This is a genomic window from Myxosarcina sp. GI1(2024) (assembly GCF_053543375.1).
Genome location: NZ_JBKGTY010000001.1, coordinates 495,838 through 511,266, shown reverse-complemented (window position 1 = coordinate 511,266; position 15,429 = coordinate 495,838). Strand labels below are relative to the sequence as shown.

13 protein-coding genes and 1 pseudogene are annotated in these 15,429 nt (G+C 41.5%); 9 read left to right on the top strand and 5 right to left on the bottom strand.

Features of this window, described 5'->3' with window-relative positions:
• Nucleotides 1–198 precede the first annotated feature (198 nt).
• A complete protein-coding gene (locus ACLFKQ_RS02550; protein ID WP_448998335.1) occupies nt 199–564 on the bottom strand; it encodes a hypothetical protein in 366 nt (121 codons plus the stop codon).
• Nucleotides 565–673: 109 nt separating this feature from the next.
• Nucleotides 674–1,204 carry an adenylyl-sulfate kinase gene (gene cysC / locus ACLFKQ_RS02545; protein ID WP_448998334.1) on the bottom strand — a complete coding sequence of 177 codons (531 nt, stop codon included), beginning with the start codon at nt 1,202–1,204 and terminating at the stop codon, nt 674–676.
• Between the two features lie 141 nt (nt 1,205–1,345).
• On the opposite strand from cysC, the gene ACLFKQ_RS02540 reads away from it, so the two are divergent.
• From ACLFKQ_RS02540 to gatC, 4 genes are all read left to right on the top strand, one after another.
• Complete coding sequence (locus ACLFKQ_RS02540; protein ID WP_448999439.1) at nt 1,346–1,777, top strand: VOC family protein; 432 nt, start codon at nt 1,346–1,348, stop codon at nt 1,775–1,777.
• A 213-nt stretch (nt 1,778–1,990) separates the two neighbouring features.
• Entirely contained in the window at nt 1,991–3,640 is a 1,650-nt protein-coding gene (locus ACLFKQ_RS02535) for an acetolactate synthase large subunit (protein WP_448998333.1), read from the top strand.
• Nucleotides 3,641–3,747: 107 nt separating this feature from the next.
• Nucleotides 3,748–4,269, top strand: coding sequence for a photosystem I assembly protein Ycf3 (locus ACLFKQ_RS02530; RefSeq protein ID WP_448998332.1), 522 nt, complete (start codon nt 3,748–3,750; stop codon nt 4,267–4,269).
• Nucleotides 4,270–4,408: 139 nt separating this feature from the next.
• Nucleotides 4,409–4,711, top strand: coding sequence for an Asp-tRNA(Asn)/Glu-tRNA(Gln) amidotransferase subunit GatC (gene gatC, locus ACLFKQ_RS02525; RefSeq protein WP_448998331.1), 303 nt, complete (start codon nt 4,409–4,411; stop codon nt 4,709–4,711).
• Nucleotides 4,712–4,780: 69 nt separating this feature from the next.
• Here the strand turns inward: gatC and ACLFKQ_RS02520 are convergent, their stop codons facing one another.
• Entirely contained in the window at nt 4,781–6,262 is a 1,482-nt protein-coding gene (locus ACLFKQ_RS02520) for a UDP-N-acetylmuramoyl-L-alanyl-D-glutamate--2,6-diaminopimelate ligase (RefSeq protein ID WP_448998330.1), read from the bottom strand.
• A gap of 92 nt (nt 6,263–6,354) precedes the next feature.
• Nucleotides 6,355–6,615, bottom strand: coding sequence for a glutaredoxin family protein (locus ACLFKQ_RS02515; protein WP_448998329.1), 261 nt, complete (start codon nt 6,613–6,615; stop codon nt 6,355–6,357).
• 739 nt (nt 6,616–7,354) lie between these two features.
• On the opposite strand from ACLFKQ_RS02515, the gene ACLFKQ_RS02510 reads away from it, so the two are divergent.
• The 5 genes and pseudogenes from ACLFKQ_RS02510 (at nt 7,355) to ACLFKQ_RS02490 (ending at nt 12,095) form a co-directional block, all read left to right on the top strand.
• Nucleotides 7,355–7,615 (top strand): DUF2811 domain-containing protein, encoded by a 261-nt coding sequence (locus ACLFKQ_RS02510; RefSeq protein WP_448998328.1) that lies wholly within the window; start codon nt 7,355–7,357, stop codon nt 7,613–7,615.
• A gap of 388 nt (nt 7,616–8,003) precedes the next feature.
• On the top strand, nt 8,004–8,762 hold the full coding sequence (locus ACLFKQ_RS02505; RefSeq protein WP_448998327.1) for a MinD/ParA family ATP-binding protein: 759 nt from the start codon (nt 8,004–8,006) through the stop codon (nt 8,760–8,762).
• A gap of 62 nt (nt 8,763–8,824) precedes the next feature.
• Nucleotides 8,825–9,854, top strand: a pseudogene (gene glsA, locus ACLFKQ_RS02500) (glutaminase A).
• A 205-nt stretch (nt 9,855–10,059) separates the two neighbouring features.
• Nucleotides 10,060–11,709 carry a c-type heme family protein gene (locus ACLFKQ_RS02495; RefSeq protein WP_448998326.1) on the top strand — a complete coding sequence of 550 codons (1,650 nt, stop codon included), beginning with the start codon at nt 10,060–10,062 and terminating at the stop codon, nt 11,707–11,709.
• A complete protein-coding gene (locus ACLFKQ_RS02490) occupies nt 11,598–12,095 on the top strand; it encodes a PAS domain S-box protein (protein WP_448999438.1) in 498 nt (165 codons plus the stop codon). The genes ACLFKQ_RS02495 and ACLFKQ_RS02490 overlap by 112 nt, the downstream gene beginning before the upstream one ends.
• Before the next feature lie 55 nt (nt 12,096–12,150).
• Here the strand turns inward: ACLFKQ_RS02490 and ACLFKQ_RS02485 are convergent, their stop codons facing one another.
• Entirely contained in the window at nt 12,151–15,306 is a 3,156-nt protein-coding gene (locus tag ACLFKQ_RS02485; RefSeq protein WP_448998325.1) for a UPF0182 family protein, read from the bottom strand.
• Nucleotides 15,307–15,429: the final 123 nt, after the last annotated feature.

Sequence of the window (15,429 nt, the reverse complement as noted above, 5' to 3'; positions counted from 1 at the left end):
TCTCGATCGCTCAATTAAACTCAATTCTTCTGAGCTATTACTTAAAATTATGCTCGCAAGCTAAAAATTTGTTGTATCTCCAATTACAAAAGTTTGCCCTGCTTTAATTCGGTCGGTTAGGCTAGCAAAATATAAATAATAAAAGTAAAAAATTTGATAAGCGAGCCAAAATTATCCCAAAATAAGCGCGTAAAACGATTAAATCTCAGTTTGGCGATTTCTCTGGCAGAGAGAGTGAATAAAATTATGTAAATAACCACGATTTACGGATTCGGCTGGAAAACAATTGTGGCTGTAGAGTTTAGCGAGTAAAGGAATTATTTCTGTTTCAAAACAACTGGCAAACCAGTTTTGTGGCAAGAGTAGATCGCTACTGTACCGTAAATCGATAAGCCTACAATCGATTATATTTTCAGTCTTACTAGTAACATCCTCGATTAAAAATAACGGTCTGAACCAATAAAGATCTCGTCGGGCGATCGCCTGAATCACCTCGCCATAGAGGCGATCGCGTTGCCCTTGCAAACTAAGAATTTGACGTGGTGGCAAAGATAACTCGTTCATATAGATAGAAAGTAGTGAGAAAATAGGGTTACTAGCCCTAGCTTAATTTGGCAAAAATCACTATAGTCTAATAACCCAGCGATCGAACGATTTTGCTCTCTCTATGTATTCAAGAGATATAACCCATTGCTTGGAGTTTACCGTATATTTTACCGACACTTTCCGACAAATCTTCTAGATCGGTTCGACACTCAACTTCAGGATTGGTTGGAGGTTCATAAGGATCGTCGACTCCAGTAAACTGCTTGATTTGTCCGGCACGTACTTTTTTATAAAGTCCCTTGACATCGCGTTTTTCACAAACATCTAGGGGAGCATTAACGAATACTTCAACAAAATCCCCGATTTGCTGTCTCATTTCGTCTCTAATCGCTTTGTAGGGAGAAATTGCGGGAACTAGTACGATTACTCCATTGCGAGCTAGCAATTTGGCTACAAAACCAATACGACGGATATTAGTATCTCGATCTTCTTTAGAAAATCCCAATCCTTTAGTCAAATTTTCGCGAATTTCATCGCCATCTAAAACTTCAATTTGATAACCCTGAGACTTTAATTTTTCAGTCAGGGCTGTAGCAATAGTGGTTTTGCCCGCACCACTAAATCCAGTAAACCAAACCGCTACTCCTCGTTGCTTCATACGATCTTTCACTAAAATTATTAAATACCTCTGTATTTTACCGATCTAAATCATGATTTCAAGGCAATATTTTTAGCTTGCAGAGTCTGATTTATCTAGAATCGATCCAGATGACCGAGTTATGGAGTATTTGCAGTGACAATCGAGCGACCCATCTTTCACCTTGCTATTCCTATTAATGATGTATCTTTAGCCAAACAATTTTATCGAGATGGATTGAATTGTCAGGTTGGTCGTGAGAACAAAAATGCAGTAATTTTTAATTTTTACGGCACTCAAGTTGTCGCTCATGTAACCAAACAACCATTGACTCAGCAAGCAGGGATTTATCCCAGACATTTGGGCTTGATCCTACCTACAGAATCTGAGTGGCAGGGGCTCTTGGAGCGAGCCAGAGATAGACAACTCACTTTTTATGAAGAACCCAAGCTGCGTTTCCCTGAAAAATTAACCGAACATCGAACCTTTTTTTTAGAAGACCCTTTTCATAATCTGCTCGAATTCAAATACTATCGACACGAAGAGGCAATTTTTGGCGGAAGAGAGATAATAGAAATAGGAGATCGAGACTAGAAACAGAAGTAGCAAATAAGAAATAGCGAGTTGTTTTACTTCAGGTGCTTGTAAGGTCTCAGTAGCACAAAAGGTGGTGATGCTAGACAAGTTTGAGAAACCACCGGCAACTAACAAAACCGAAATCAAATTCGGGTTGCTACTCTCGTGTAAGGTGTCTAGAATCTACAGAAGTACAGGGTGACAAACAGGGATAAGTTTGGGAGAACGATCGTGGGAGAATACAATGCCGCAGAAATATTAGTTCGATGTTTGGAGAATGAAGGAGTAGAGTACGTCTTTGGTTTACCGGGAGAAGAAAATCTCCACATTCTCGAAGCTTTAATCAATTCGCCAATTCAATTTATTACCACCCGTCACGAACAGGGAGCGGCTTTCATGGCTGATGTCTATGGTCGCCTGACGGGAAAAGCAGGGGTTTGTCTTTCTACTTTGGGTCCCGGGGCGACCAATTTGATGACTGGTGTAGCAGATGCCAATTTAGACGGTGCGCCCCTGGTCGCAATTACGGGACAAGTAGGTACGGATCGGATGCATATCGAATCCCATCAATATCTCGATTTGGTAGCGATGTTTGCTCCTGTAACCAAGTGGAATACTCAAATCGTTCGTCCTAATAACACCCCAGAAATTATTCGCAAAGCTTTTAAAATCGCTCAAACTGAAAAGCCCGGTGCAGTTCATATCGATCTGCCCGAAAATATTGCGGCAATGAAAGTTACGGGAGAGCCATTACGCATCGACGATCGCGAAAGAACTTATGCTTCCTATCGCAGCATCAATGCGGCAGCGGCAGCAATTTCTAAAGCGAAAAATCCTTTAATTTTGGCTGGTAATGGGGCGATTCGGGCTAATGCCAGCGAAGCCTTGACCGAATTTGCCACGCAGTTAAATATTCCCGTTGCCAATACGTTTATGGGTAAAGGAGCAATTTCCTATACTCATCCTCTATCCTTGTGGACGGTAGGATTGCAACAGCGAGATTTGATTAGCTGTGCTTTTGACGATACCGATTTAGTCATTGCCGTCGGTTACGATTTGATTGAATATTCCCCGAAAAAATGGAATCCCGAGGGCAAGATTCCCATCATTCATATTGGCGTGACTCCTGCCGAAATCGACAGTAGCTATATTCCGATCGTTGAAGTTTTTGGCGATATTTCCGATTCCCTGACGGACATCATGAAACGTTGCGATCGCCAAGGAAAACCGACACCTTCGGCAGTGAGATTGCGTCCCCAAATTCGCGAGGATTACGAACGCTATTCTGAAGATACTGGATTTCCGATTAAACCTCAAAAGATTATTTACGATTTGCGTCAGGTAATGGGAGCTTCGGATATCGCGATCTCCGATGTCGGGGCACACAAAATGTGGATGGCGCGACATTATCACTCTGATTGTCCTAATACCTGTATTATCTCCAACGGTTTTGCTGCGATGGGGATTGCAATTCCTGGTGCAGTTGCCGCTAAGTTGGTGCACCCCGATAAAAAAGTGGTAGCGGTTACCGGAGATGGGGGATTTATGATGAACTGTCAGGAATTGGAAACAGCTTTGAGAGCTAAAACTCCTTTCGTAACTCTGATTTTTAACGACAATGGATACGGTTTGATTGAATGGAAACAAATCAGTCAATTCGGTCATCCCGCTTTTGTGGATTTTAGCAACCCTGACTTTGTTAAGTTTGCCGAAAGTATGGGTTTAAAAGGCTATCGAGTTGAATCTGCTGCCGAACTAGTGCCCATTTTGAAAGAAGCATTAGCATCTGAAGTGCCGGCAGTGATCGATTGTCCCGTAGACTATGAGGAAAATCTGCGTTTCTCTCAAAAAGCCGGCGATATAACCTGTGAATTAGGTTGATTTGATTGTTTAAGTTAAGCTAACAATTGCTATTCTTTCGTGCCGATAACGATAGGATCGAAACAGTAAAATTACTTCAGCCATTTTTATAACTTAATTATTTAACTATGCCACGTAGCCAGAGAAACGATAATTTTATCGATAAAACTTTTACAGTTATGGCAGATATCATTCTGAAAGCTCTGCCAGCTAATAAGAAAGCTAAAGAAGCATTTGCCTACTATCGCGATGGAATGTCGGCACAAGCTGATGGTGAATATGCCGAAGCGTTAGAAAATTATCAAGAGGCTCTCACTTTAGAAGAAGATCCCAACGATCGCAGCTATATTCTCTATAATATGGGCTTGATTTATGCAAGCAACGGCGAATTAGATAAAGCTCTAGAGCTATATAACCAATCAATCGAACTCAATCCCCGAATGCCTCAGTCTCTCAATAATGTGGCGGTAATTTACCACCATCAAGGAGATAAAGCCAAAGAAGCAGGAAACATTGACGAAGCCGAAGCTTTTTACGATAAAGCAGCAGAGTACTGGAAGCAAGCAGTTCGCCTTGCCCCTAATAACTATATGGAAGCACAAAACTGGCTCAAGACTACGGGGCGATCGGAAATGGACGTGTTCTTTTAATAAGAAGACACTAGGCTCTAGGCACTAGCCACTAGAAAGTAGAGAACGGCAAGTTTTTAACCTTTGAGTCTTAGGTGATGATTTAGCCAATATTTTATTCAAGAGCAACCACTAACCACTAACCATTAACAATTGACCAATGAAAATCGATCGCCAAGAAGTAAAAAAAGTGGCTAATTTGGCCAGATTGTCAATTACTGATGAAGAAGAAGAACAGTTTACTACGCAACTCAACGATATTTTAGAATACTTCGACCAGTTGAGCGAGTTAGATACCGAGAACGTACCACCCACTACGAGAGCGATTAAAACCAGCAATATTACTCGCCCCGACAAGCTAGCTCCTTTTGCCGACAAAGAAGCTTTAATTAAAGCCGCACCAGAACCCCAAGGAGAATATTTCCGCGTTCCCAAGATTCTCAATACGGATGAAGAGGGGTAAGGACAGCAGTAGGGGATATTTAATGATAAAATCCCCTACAATATATTAACCTTCATATTAACCTTCATATTAACCTTCCAAACGTGCCTTCAAAGCTTCTCTAGCCTGTTGGCGATCGTCAAAATGAATTTTTTCCGTTCCTAAGATTTGATAGTCTTCATGTCCTTTGCCAGCAATTAACACTCCATCTCCTGGCTGGGCATTAGCAATTGCTGTGTGAATCGCAGTGGCGCGATCTCCAATGACCATCGGGCTGACTGTATCGGGAATTCCAGCTACCACATCGTCTAAAATTCTTTGAGGATTTTCCGTGCGGGGATTGTCGGAAGTTACTACCGCCACATCGGCAAGTTGTGCCGCAATTTTGCCCATCAGCGGGCGTTTGGTGCGATCGCGATCGCCGCCACAGCCAAATACGCAAATCATTTTGCCGCTAATAAAAGGACGGGCAGCTTTAAGTAAATTTTCCAAACTGTCTGGGGTGTGGGCGTAATCGACAATGACGCTGATATCTTGTGTGGAGGAAATTTGAATTCTTTCCATTCTGCCTGGTACTCCTTCAAACTGAGGCAGAGTTGCAGAAATAATCGGCAAGCTTACGCCGAGATGCAACACCGTGCCGACAGCCGCCAAAAGATTGGCTAAATTAAACTGTCCTACTAGAGGAGAATCAAATGAAACTTCTCCTACAGGAGTATGTAAAATACCGCTTACACCAGTAGGCTGATAGTTCAACTCACTCAAATAGAGATCTGCTTCTGAGTTATTGACGCTGTAACTCCAAGGTTTATCTAGTCGCTCGAGTAAACGCCGTCCGTAAACATCATCTAGATTTATAATTGCTTTTCCTTGCAAATATTCTGGACTGAAAAGCAAAGATTTGGCTTGAAAGTAGGCTTCCATATCTGGATGATAGTCCAGATGATCTTGAGTGAGATTGGTAAATACGGCGACTTTAAATTTACAACCGCTAACTCTACTCTGAGATAAAGCGTGAGAACTAACTTCCATCACCGCATATTCATTGCCCGCCGCTACTGCTTTAGCCAAGAGTGACTGTAACTCGACGGCAAAAGGTGTGGTGTGGATCGCCGTTTGTCGATAATCTTGCCAGCGAGTGTAAAGAGTACCAAATAGGGCAGTAGGACGTTTTGCCTGCAACAAAAAGTATTCGATCAGGTGAGTCGTGGTAGTCTTGCCATTGGTTCCGGTTATGCCTACCAAGTTTAATTTCTGGGCGGGATAGTCATAAAAAGCAGCAGCGATCGCGCCAGCAGCAGCGATGGGATCTTCGGCTTGAATGATGCAAGCATTGGCAGTCGGTGGCTGTTTGGCGGCAGCTTGGGGAGTAATGATTGCCGCGATCGCCCCGCTATCGATCGCGCTTTGCCAGAATTCCCCACCATCAACTCTGGTGCCGGGCATACCGACAAATAAATCTCCTGGACGACAGGCGTGAGAATTAGTACTAATTCCCGTCACTTTTCGATCTAATGCTAAATGTTCGTCGGGTAATAGATCGATCTTTGCTAGTAGTTCCCGCAGCTTCATTGATTTTGTCTTTAGTAATAAAGGCGATAGATTTTGGACTTAGCTACATTGTATTGTGGAGATTTTTTCTCGCTTAAATGATTAAAAATTGCTTAAATGATTAAAAATTTCTGTAGCATTTGCTCTAACCTCGATACTGAGGTGCGGGGAGACACACGAGGTAAGGGTTTTTCTCCTTGAGGTAGTTTTTGGCAGAGTACGGGAATTTGGTATTGGTATGCCGCAAACCAGTTTTCGTTAGTGGTAATGTCTCGTACTTCTAGCTGGAGGTCGAGATTTTCAACTCGTTCTAGTTTTTCTTGTAACCCCTCACAGAGATGACAACCTGGTTTGCTGTAGAGTATTAAGTGCATTTTCAATTTAGTTCGCTCTGAGAAAAATTTCGCTCGTATCTAAATATAAGTTTAATTGGAAAGAGTTGCTTGCTGGAGCCTCCCCTTGCCTAGATTGAAATCGCCACAAATTTGGTATTGCTTGCCAGTTTATACCGTTCATCGGGTCGAAATATACCACAAATAAACTTGCAAATTTAGTCAAGGACAACATACAAATTCTTATATCAACTAAATGGTTATTTTTTAAAAAAGTCAAGCTTAAATTTGGTAATAGTTTCAATGGGTTTTTAAAATATTTATCAAAAGTTTATCCACAAGTTTTCAACAGTTTTTTAAGCTGCAAGGCAATTTTTTGCTCGATTGCTGCAAGACAATGAGCTCAAAAAAACTGCCTTGCATACCATAAAAAAAACGAGTATTTTAAGAGCAAAAAATGCTTTTTCACGATTCAATAATCTTCTCAAAAGCAATTGTAATAAGGATTCCTCCGAGTTGCAATCCCTAAAAATAAATCGAGTTTTTACCTATTGACAAAAATAATCTAAATTGGGAAAATAAAAGAGAGAGAGCGATTTGACTTTATACTTTGGAGGATCGACTTGTTTGTCTTCAAATTGATAACTGTTTGCCATAATTAATTATATTTTTAAATATAAATATTAGTTTGCATTAGAGATATAAGGTCAATAATATATTTAATTTTTAGCCTAGATTTTACTGTTGTTTGTAATTAAGAATTTTACTGAGAAACGATCGAATGAATAAAAAACAACCTATTAGCGTAGTAGCAGAAATCAATTCAGAACTGCATCAATCCTTGTCGAGATATTTAGATAGTCATCCCTATTGGGATCTCAACAAGGTATTTAACGTTTCTTTGTCGCTATTTATGCTGCAACATTGGAACGGCGAACGAGCGATCGAGCCAGATGACGTTCGAATCTGTAGCCGAGTTTATCTCGACGGTATTTTTGCCGAACATCATACCTATAACTTCTATAAAGGAAATAAACATTAACCAGTTATAAAAGTAAAAAGTAGCATGTTTTTGGCTTTGTTGAGAGGTTGCTTATTGCTTCGATCGCACTCCAATCCTTGTTATGAATTAGATGCTGAAAGCTTGCAGTTTCTTTAAAACGATCGGAATGTTTTTTTTACAAAATTGGCGAAAACCTCGATCTAGCAAGGCTAATTTTAATTCACATTAGACGTAACCATTATTAGATTAACTCCCCTGCGATCTCTGCCTACGACTTGGTTGAGTTGCTTCCATTTCACATGACTCGAGCATTGTGAAATTGAGAATTATGTTAAATATTTCTAAATATGTTCGACTTGCTACAAATGTTTTTAACCATAAAGTCTTTTACTGAAATTAATTATAAGCAAATTGACAAAAAATTCATATGCCACAAGTGATCTCAATACATTCATATCGAGGGGGAACGGGAAAATCCAACTTTACAGCTAATTTAGCTACTACTGTTGCCCAACAGGGAAACCGAGTGGGCATCGTCGATACGGATGTACCTTCTCCGGGGATACATATGTTGTTTGGACTCGAACCAGAACAAATCGAGCATAGTTTAAACAGTTATCTTTGGGGTCAAGCCGACATACATGATGCTGCTTATGATGTTAGTGATAATGTAGGTATTAAAGATGACGGCAAGATTTATTTAGTTCCTGCAAGTATTAAAGCCAACGACATCGCGAGAATCCTCAAGCAGGGATACAATGTCAAATTACTCAACGATGGCTTTCGTAAACTAGTTAAGAAATTACAATTAGATTATTTATTCGTCGATACTCATCCTGGCTTATCAAAAGAAACCTTTTTGTCGATCGCGATTTCTCATGTTTTGATTGTAGTTCTGCGTCCAGACAAACAAGACTATCAGGGAACCGCAGTAGCGATCGATGTAGCTAAGCAGTTAAAAGTACGCCGAATGCTGCTAACCATTAATAAAGTACTCAGCAGTATAAATCGGGACGCGCTCAAGCAAAAAGTCGAAGAAACCTATGGTGCGCCAGTAGCGGGGATTTTTCCCTTATCAGAAGACATCATGCAGCTAGCTAGTGAGGGAGTTTTCTGTGTCAAATATCCCGAACATCCTCTGTCTCAAGAATTTAGAAAAGTAGCAGACAAGATAATTAATCATTAATCCTCAGCGATCGATCGTCGATCTTACCAACAGTTTTCTAGATAAATTTTAAATAGGTAAATATGGCAAACGACGATTTAACTTCCCTGGCTAATTCGATTCAAGCAGCAGCCTCACCATTTCGGTCTTATTTATTAGATTTACATGAAAAATATCAAACGCTAAAACATGGTGCGGTAGCCGATTATATCCCTGAATTGGCAATAGCTAAACCCGAATGGTTTGGTATCTGCGTGGTGACGGTTGATGGTCGTGAAATTTGAAGTAGGAGATTGCGATAAATTATTTACTATTCAGTCTATTTCTAAAGCCTTCGTTTATGGTTTGGCATTAGAAGACAACGGAAGAGAATACGTTAATTCCAAAGTAAGCGTCGAATCTACAGGAGAAGCCTTTAACTCAATCGTTCTCGATGAAGCAACTAACCGTCCTTACAACCCGATGGTTAATGCAGGCGCGATCGCCACTACCGATTTAATTAAGGGTAATGATGCTACTGAAAGACTCAAACGCATCCTCGATATGTTTAACCGCTATACGGGAAGAGAATTGGATGTCAACGTTCCAGTATTTTTGTCTGAAAAAGCCACGGGAAATAGAAATAGAGCGATCGCCTATTTGATGTTCAACTTCGGTATGGTAACAGACCGCATCGAAGAAACTCTAGACCTCTATTTTCAGCAGTGTTCGATTATGGTAAACGGTCGCGATCTGGCAATGATGGCAGCTACTCTAGCTAATGGGGGTATCAATCCCGTTACGGGAGTTCGGGCGATCGACGAACATTACGTACAGGATGTCATCAGCGTTATGCTTACCTGCGGGATGTACGACTATTCAGGAGAATGGACCTACAAAGTAGGAATACCTGCTAAAAGCGGTGTCGGTGGCGGAATTACCGCAGTCGTTCCCAAGAAATTAGGTATAGGAACTTTTTCTCCTCCATTAGATGCTAAAGGCAATAGCTATAGAGGTATCAAAGTCTGTCAAGACATCTCTAAAGACTTTGGTTTGCACTTATTCAACGTGGCTTCGCCGAAGCGGAATTTAAATGAATGGCTTGAAGGTGGTAATGGTGTAGATGCCTGGTGATAAGAGATAAGATCGGTTGGTTATGTTATACGCTGATGACTTGAAATTGCTCGGCGATCACTCCCGCAAACACTAACTTATTTCGTGCGAGTGAGTGATGCGGAGACGGGAAGACTAGAGAGTATAACTAACAACTGACTTATCATTTTTTCCATTTTTCCTAGATCCCGATTCATCCATCTCACTATTCTCTTGAGTTGAAATTATGTTTTTTGTTTCGAGAGTCTGGCGACAGTTGGTCGATTTATTTGCCAATAAAACTATTACGGTTCTAACAGTCTTGTTTTGTCTGGGAATTATTGGCGTACTAGCTAATATATCGCGACTTTCTGACAACTTAATCGTGTCTCAGGCACTACAAAACGCGGCTTTGTCAGCTGAAATTATTAAAGAAGCGAGATCTGTCTATAATTCCGAAGCTGTCAATCATGTAGATGAGATTGAAAACGTGACTGTTACTCACGATTACGTCAGTCGTGAAGATGCCATACCACTTCCCGCTACCTATCTACTAGAACTCAGTCGTCAAATTCGCGACAAAAATCCAGGGATGTCAATACGACTTTATAGCGATTATCCTTTTCCCTGGCGCAAGGATGAGGGAGGACCACAAAACAGCTTTGAGTGGGAAGCACTAAATCAGCTGCGCGATAACCCCGATCGCCCATTCTATCGAATCGAAAAAGTTGCAGGACTTCCCGTTCTCAAATATGCAGAAGCCGATATCCTCAAACCAAGCTGCGTATCTTGTCACAACACCTATCCAGGTACACCCAAAACTGACTGGAAAATTGGTGATGTAAGAGGTATTTTTGAAGTTACTCAACCTTTAGGTGCTTTTAAACTTGAAACCAGAAATAGTCTGAGAGACACCTTTGTCATGTTAGGAGGATTATCCGCTGTCGGTATTGCCGGACTGACATTGGCAATGAAAAACTTACGGCAAAATTCTCAAGAATTGGCTCAATCGAAAGAGCAATTAGAAGCAGTTTTAGATGCAGTTCCCGGAGCGATCGCCTGGATTGATTCGGACGCTACTTTTGTTGGAGTTAATCGCCATTTAGCAGAGGATTGGAATGTATCTCCAGAGGCATTGGTAGGCAAAGAAGTCGGCTTTTTGCGGGGAAGCGATCGCCTAGCACAATTTATCCGTCAGTTTCTCGCTAGCGATACAGACACTATTTCCCAAGTAATCGAACTACAAATCAACCAGCGGCGGCAGTATTATCTCCTAGCCGCACAAAAATACAGCAGTGGCGAAGCAGTAGTTTCGGTAGGTATTGACATCAGCGAAAGCCAGCAAGCTAAAAAGGCTTTAAAGCTCAGTGAAGCCAAGTTTCGCAATCTAGTCTTTAATATTCCTGGAGCAATTTATCGTTGTCGTTGCGATGCTAACTGGACGATACAGTTTATTAGCGATGCAATCTCCGAAATTGCTGTTTATCCAGCCTCAGAGTTGCTCGATAATCGAACTAGAAACTATACCAGCTTAGTTTATGCCCAAGATCGCCAATTAGTTCGACAAACAATCGACCGAGCTTTAGACAACAAAGAACCATTTACGATTGAATACCGCATCATTCATCAAAATGGCGATTTAAAATGGGTTTACGAGCAAGGTAGAGGAGTTTTTAATTCCCAAAACCAACCTTTATATTATATATTGACGGAGCAATTTTTGACATTACCGAAACCAAACAGGCACGAGAGGCTTTACGTATTGCTGAAGAAAAATATCGGGGAATTTTTGAAAACGCCCTTGAGGGTATTTTTCAATCTACGCCAGAAGGTAAATATATCAGCCTCAATCCTGCTATGGCGAGAATTTTGGGCTATGATTCTCCAGAAGAAATGATCGATCGTATTGGCGATATTAGCAGTCAAGTTTATGTAGATGCCCAGCGACGAAAGCAATTTGAATTTCAATTGCGGCGACGAAATGGAGAGGTTAAAAACTGGCAAGATCTAGTTTATCGTCGGGATAAAACTGTTATTTGGATTGAAGAAGATACCAGAGCTGTATCCGATTCTCAAGGTAATTTACTTTATTACGAAGGAATTGTCCGCGATATCAGCGATCGCAAACGACAGGAAGAGCAACTCCAAAAACAACTACAAGATTTGAGAATCGAAATCGACCAAAACAAACGAGAAAAAGATGTAGCTCAAATTACTCAAAGTGACTACTTTCAAGAATTACAAGCTGAAGCTGAAAGCCTTCGCTTTGATGATGATTGGTAAAAATTTAATTTAATACTACTACTAAAATAGTCACTAATAAGCTCGTGCCAGAAGTCTACTCTACTTCTTCTACCTCCGGTGCGGTAGGAGCTAGCTCGTTGAAAGGTCGAATAATCGTTCCCTCAGAGTCGGTTTGGGTAAAGATCGCATCTAATGCCCCTTCTAGCGTTTCTGCCATGACAATTTGATTTTGATAAACTACGATTACTCTAGCTAAGATGGGCAAACTGTTTCTTTCGGCTTCGATGTATAGCGGTTCGACATAGAGCAAAGACTGTTCGATGGGAATAATCAACAAATTACCTTGAATGACGCGGGATCCTTCGCGGTTCCAGAGCGAAATTTGTTGGGAAATTACCGGATCCTGGTTGATTAAAGCTTCAATTTGATTGGGTCCGTAAACTAGCCTTTGTTTGGGGAACTTATAGAGTAACAAGCGTCCGTAGTTCTCACCATCAGAACGAGCTGCCAACCAAGCAATTAAATTGGGACGACTTATAGGGGTGTAGGGATGCAGTAAGATAAATTCTTCATTAGTAGCGGTGGGAAGCTTCATAATTAGATAGTAGGGGTTAATTGCTTGAGCTTCCGTACCGTAAATTTCTTGGGGAATTTGCCACTGGTCTTCTCGATTGTAAAATACTCTGGGATCTTCCATATGGTAGGTTAACAGTCTTTCTGACTGAATGGCGAAGAAATCTTCAGGATAGCGGATATGACGGCGTAAATCCGGTGGCATCGCACTTAAAGGTTTGAGTAAGTCGGGAAACACTCGCTCCCAAGTTCGGATAATCGGATCGCTAGGTTCGGCAACATAAAAGTCAACATTGCCGTTATAGGCATCGACTACAACCTTGACCGAGTTGCGAATATAGTTAAAAGCATTTTCCCCTGGATCGGAGTAAGGATAGCGATCGCTGGTAGTATAGGCATCGATAATCCAGTAAAGATAATTGTCTTCACTTTCGTCTTCGGGGTTGTCGGTTTCTGCTACTACTAAATAGGGATCGCGATCGAAGTTGAGAAAAGGCGCGATCGCTTTAACTCGCTGTCGGATATTGCGGCGGAATAATAAGCGAGTCTCGGGGGTAAAGTTGCGGGTAAACAACATCTGCCAATCTTTGAGATATTGGGCAAAGAGCAACCGCTTGCCGTAGTTATTGAGAGGAATGCCGCCACTACCGTCATAGGTGTTATAGACGTTGTCTTCACCGCTGGGATAGTCTAGTTCTCTAACTTCAGTAGAGGTCATGACGTAGGGGTTAGTTAATTCGCCGTAATAGATGCGGGGTTTGCCGATGGGAATATTTTCCTCGATCGCTTCGCTTGCTACGGTTAATTCCCCTTCTTCTTCAGTATCGGTGCCGATATCTCGAACGAAATAAAACGGCAATCCTCCTTCATCTACTTCATTGACTGGAGACATGGTAAAGCCATAACCGTGAGTGTAAACTAAGTGTTTATTAACCCAGGTTTTGGCGCGATCGGGCACCGTTTCGTAATCTAATTCTCTCGCGGCAATAATTACCTGTTGTTTGTATTCATCAATAATTCCACCAGTTTCGAGATCTCTTTCTTCAAAGAAGTAGCGATCGATATCGGCATCGGGGAACTGATAGTAGGGTCGGATTCGCTGTAGCTGACGATTGGTCTGGAGAATGGGACGAGTATCCCAAAGACGAATATTTTCAATGGTCAGATCGTTTTCTTCAATATCTTCGGCAGTTAAGCCTCCTTGGGGATTAAAAGTTCTGGCTTCAATGGCATTGAGGTTAAAACCTTGTCGGGTTAGAGCGATGCTGCGTTCGATATAGGGACGTTCTGCATCTAATTCATTGGGTTGAACTACCACTCTTTGGACGAACACGCTTCCCAAGTTGCCAAAAAGTACGATTAACAAATAAGTTGCAAAGGGAATCGCAATTAAAATTATTTTAGAATATCTCTGTTTGAGGATTTTGGGCAGTGAGTAGCCCGTAAATGCTTTAATTAGAAACCAGATGGCGGTCGCCACAGATACTACAGTCAGCATTGTTTCTACCGGTAGCTGAATTTGAATATCTGTATAACCCGCTCCATAGACTGCTCCCCTAGAAGCATACAGTAAGCGGTAGCGATTGAGCCAGTGATGAAATGCCAGACTGAGCATTAATCCCGCCGCCAAGAAAGATAGATGGCGCAGTTGCGGACGGGAAAAACCGGGAAATTGACCTTCAGAAAGACTGTTACCCGATAAGACATAAGTTAAAAAACAGGTAAATAAACCAAAAGCAAATAGACCCAGCAGCCATGTTTCCAGTATCTGCCACAAAGGAAATCGAAAAATATAGAAACCAATATCGCGATAAAATTGCGGATCTAAGTAATTAAACGGCGTGGGCTGAAAAAACTTGAGTAATGACATCCAATTTCCCGCCCAGATAAACCCAAAGATCGGGCTAATTATCGCCGCACTCGCCCAACTTAGATATTTATTTTGCCAAATTAACAACGCAGCGATAACTATAATTAGGCTCAACTGTTTGAGATACTCCCAGATAAAGCCAGACAAACTTTGCCAAAGAGAAACATCTGTTGGCGGTCTGAGAACGACAGCAATTTTGGGCAAACGGTAGCTAGACTGCCAGACTGCCAGAGCCATATCGCTGTAATAAATCGTAATTGAGGTGATCGCTACAGCACCGATTACCGCTAAAGCTATCAGTACCGGGAGCCTGAATTTCGGCGTGTTAGTTTTTGTAACTGAATTATCGTAGGAAGAATTAGCTAAATAAGAGCGATAGCTAGGAGTACTCTCCAACTCACCAATTAGCATCCGTGAATCGCGATCCGTATAGGAAATGCCGTTCTCATACCATTTTTTTTGAGCTAGCCAACGCCATTGCAAATTTTTAGTCAGCCAGAGATTGCCCCAGAGGAATACCAGGGAAATACAACTAAATACCAGCCATAAACCACCTTGAGTTTGCCATTTAATAAATAGTACCGAGAGATAATTAGCTTTTTCAAACCAGAGAATTTCTGCAAAGATGCGAGCAGCTAATTCTAAAATTAACCACAACCCCAAGATAACGGGAGTAATAACTAAAAATTTTCGTAACCAGCGTCTGGGCATCATTGGTAGCAAGGTAGAAGGCTCGTGGAAGGTAAGAGGCTGGAGGGAGCAAGGGGACAACAATTCTAACTTAATTGCTTCTCCCCATCTCGGCATCTGGCGTACCTCGGCTGACAAAACTTCCCCGTTGCCGATGCTCTCTTATCGCTATTGCCTTAATTCGATGGTAATAAAAAATAGTGCCGTTCGGTAGCGCGATCGCTGGATAACAGTTAGACC

What these genes read in the sequence shown, in the direction of transcription:
- cysC (WP_448998334.1), bottom strand. Translation starts at nt 1,204, where the DNA reads ATGAAGCAACGAGGAGTAGCGGTTTGGTTTACTGGATTTAGTGGTGCG.
- ACLFKQ_RS02495 (WP_448998326.1), top strand. Translation starts at nt 10,060, where the DNA reads ATGTTTTTTGTTTCGAGAGTCTGGCGACAGTTGGTCGATTTATTTGCC.
- ACLFKQ_RS02510 (WP_448998328.1), top strand. Translation starts at nt 7,355, where the DNA reads ATGAATAAAAAACAACCTATTAGCGTAGTAGCAGAAATCAATTCAGAA.
- gatC (WP_448998331.1), top strand. Translation starts at nt 4,409, where the DNA reads ATGAAAATCGATCGCCAAGAAGTAAAAAAAGTGGCTAATTTGGCCAGA.
- ACLFKQ_RS02515 (WP_448998329.1), bottom strand. Translation starts at nt 6,615, where the DNA reads ATGCACTTAATACTCTACAGCAAACCAGGTTGTCATCTCTGTGAGGGG.
- ACLFKQ_RS02505 (WP_448998327.1), top strand. Translation starts at nt 8,004, where the DNA reads ATGCCACAAGTGATCTCAATACATTCATATCGAGGGGGAACGGGAAAA.
- ACLFKQ_RS02530 (WP_448998332.1), top strand. Translation starts at nt 3,748, where the DNA reads ATGCCACGTAGCCAGAGAAACGATAATTTTATCGATAAAACTTTTACA.
- ACLFKQ_RS02485 (WP_448998325.1), bottom strand. Translation starts at nt 15,306, where the DNA reads ATGCCGAGATGGGGAGAAGCAATTAAGTTAGAATTGTTGTCCCCTTGC.
- ACLFKQ_RS02550 (WP_448998335.1), bottom strand. Translation starts at nt 564, where the DNA reads ATGAACGAGTTATCTTTGCCACCACGTCAAATTCTTAGTTTGCAAGGG.
- ACLFKQ_RS02520 (WP_448998330.1), bottom strand. Translation starts at nt 6,262, where the DNA reads ATGAAGCTGCGGGAACTACTAGCAAAGATCGATCTATTACCCGACGAA.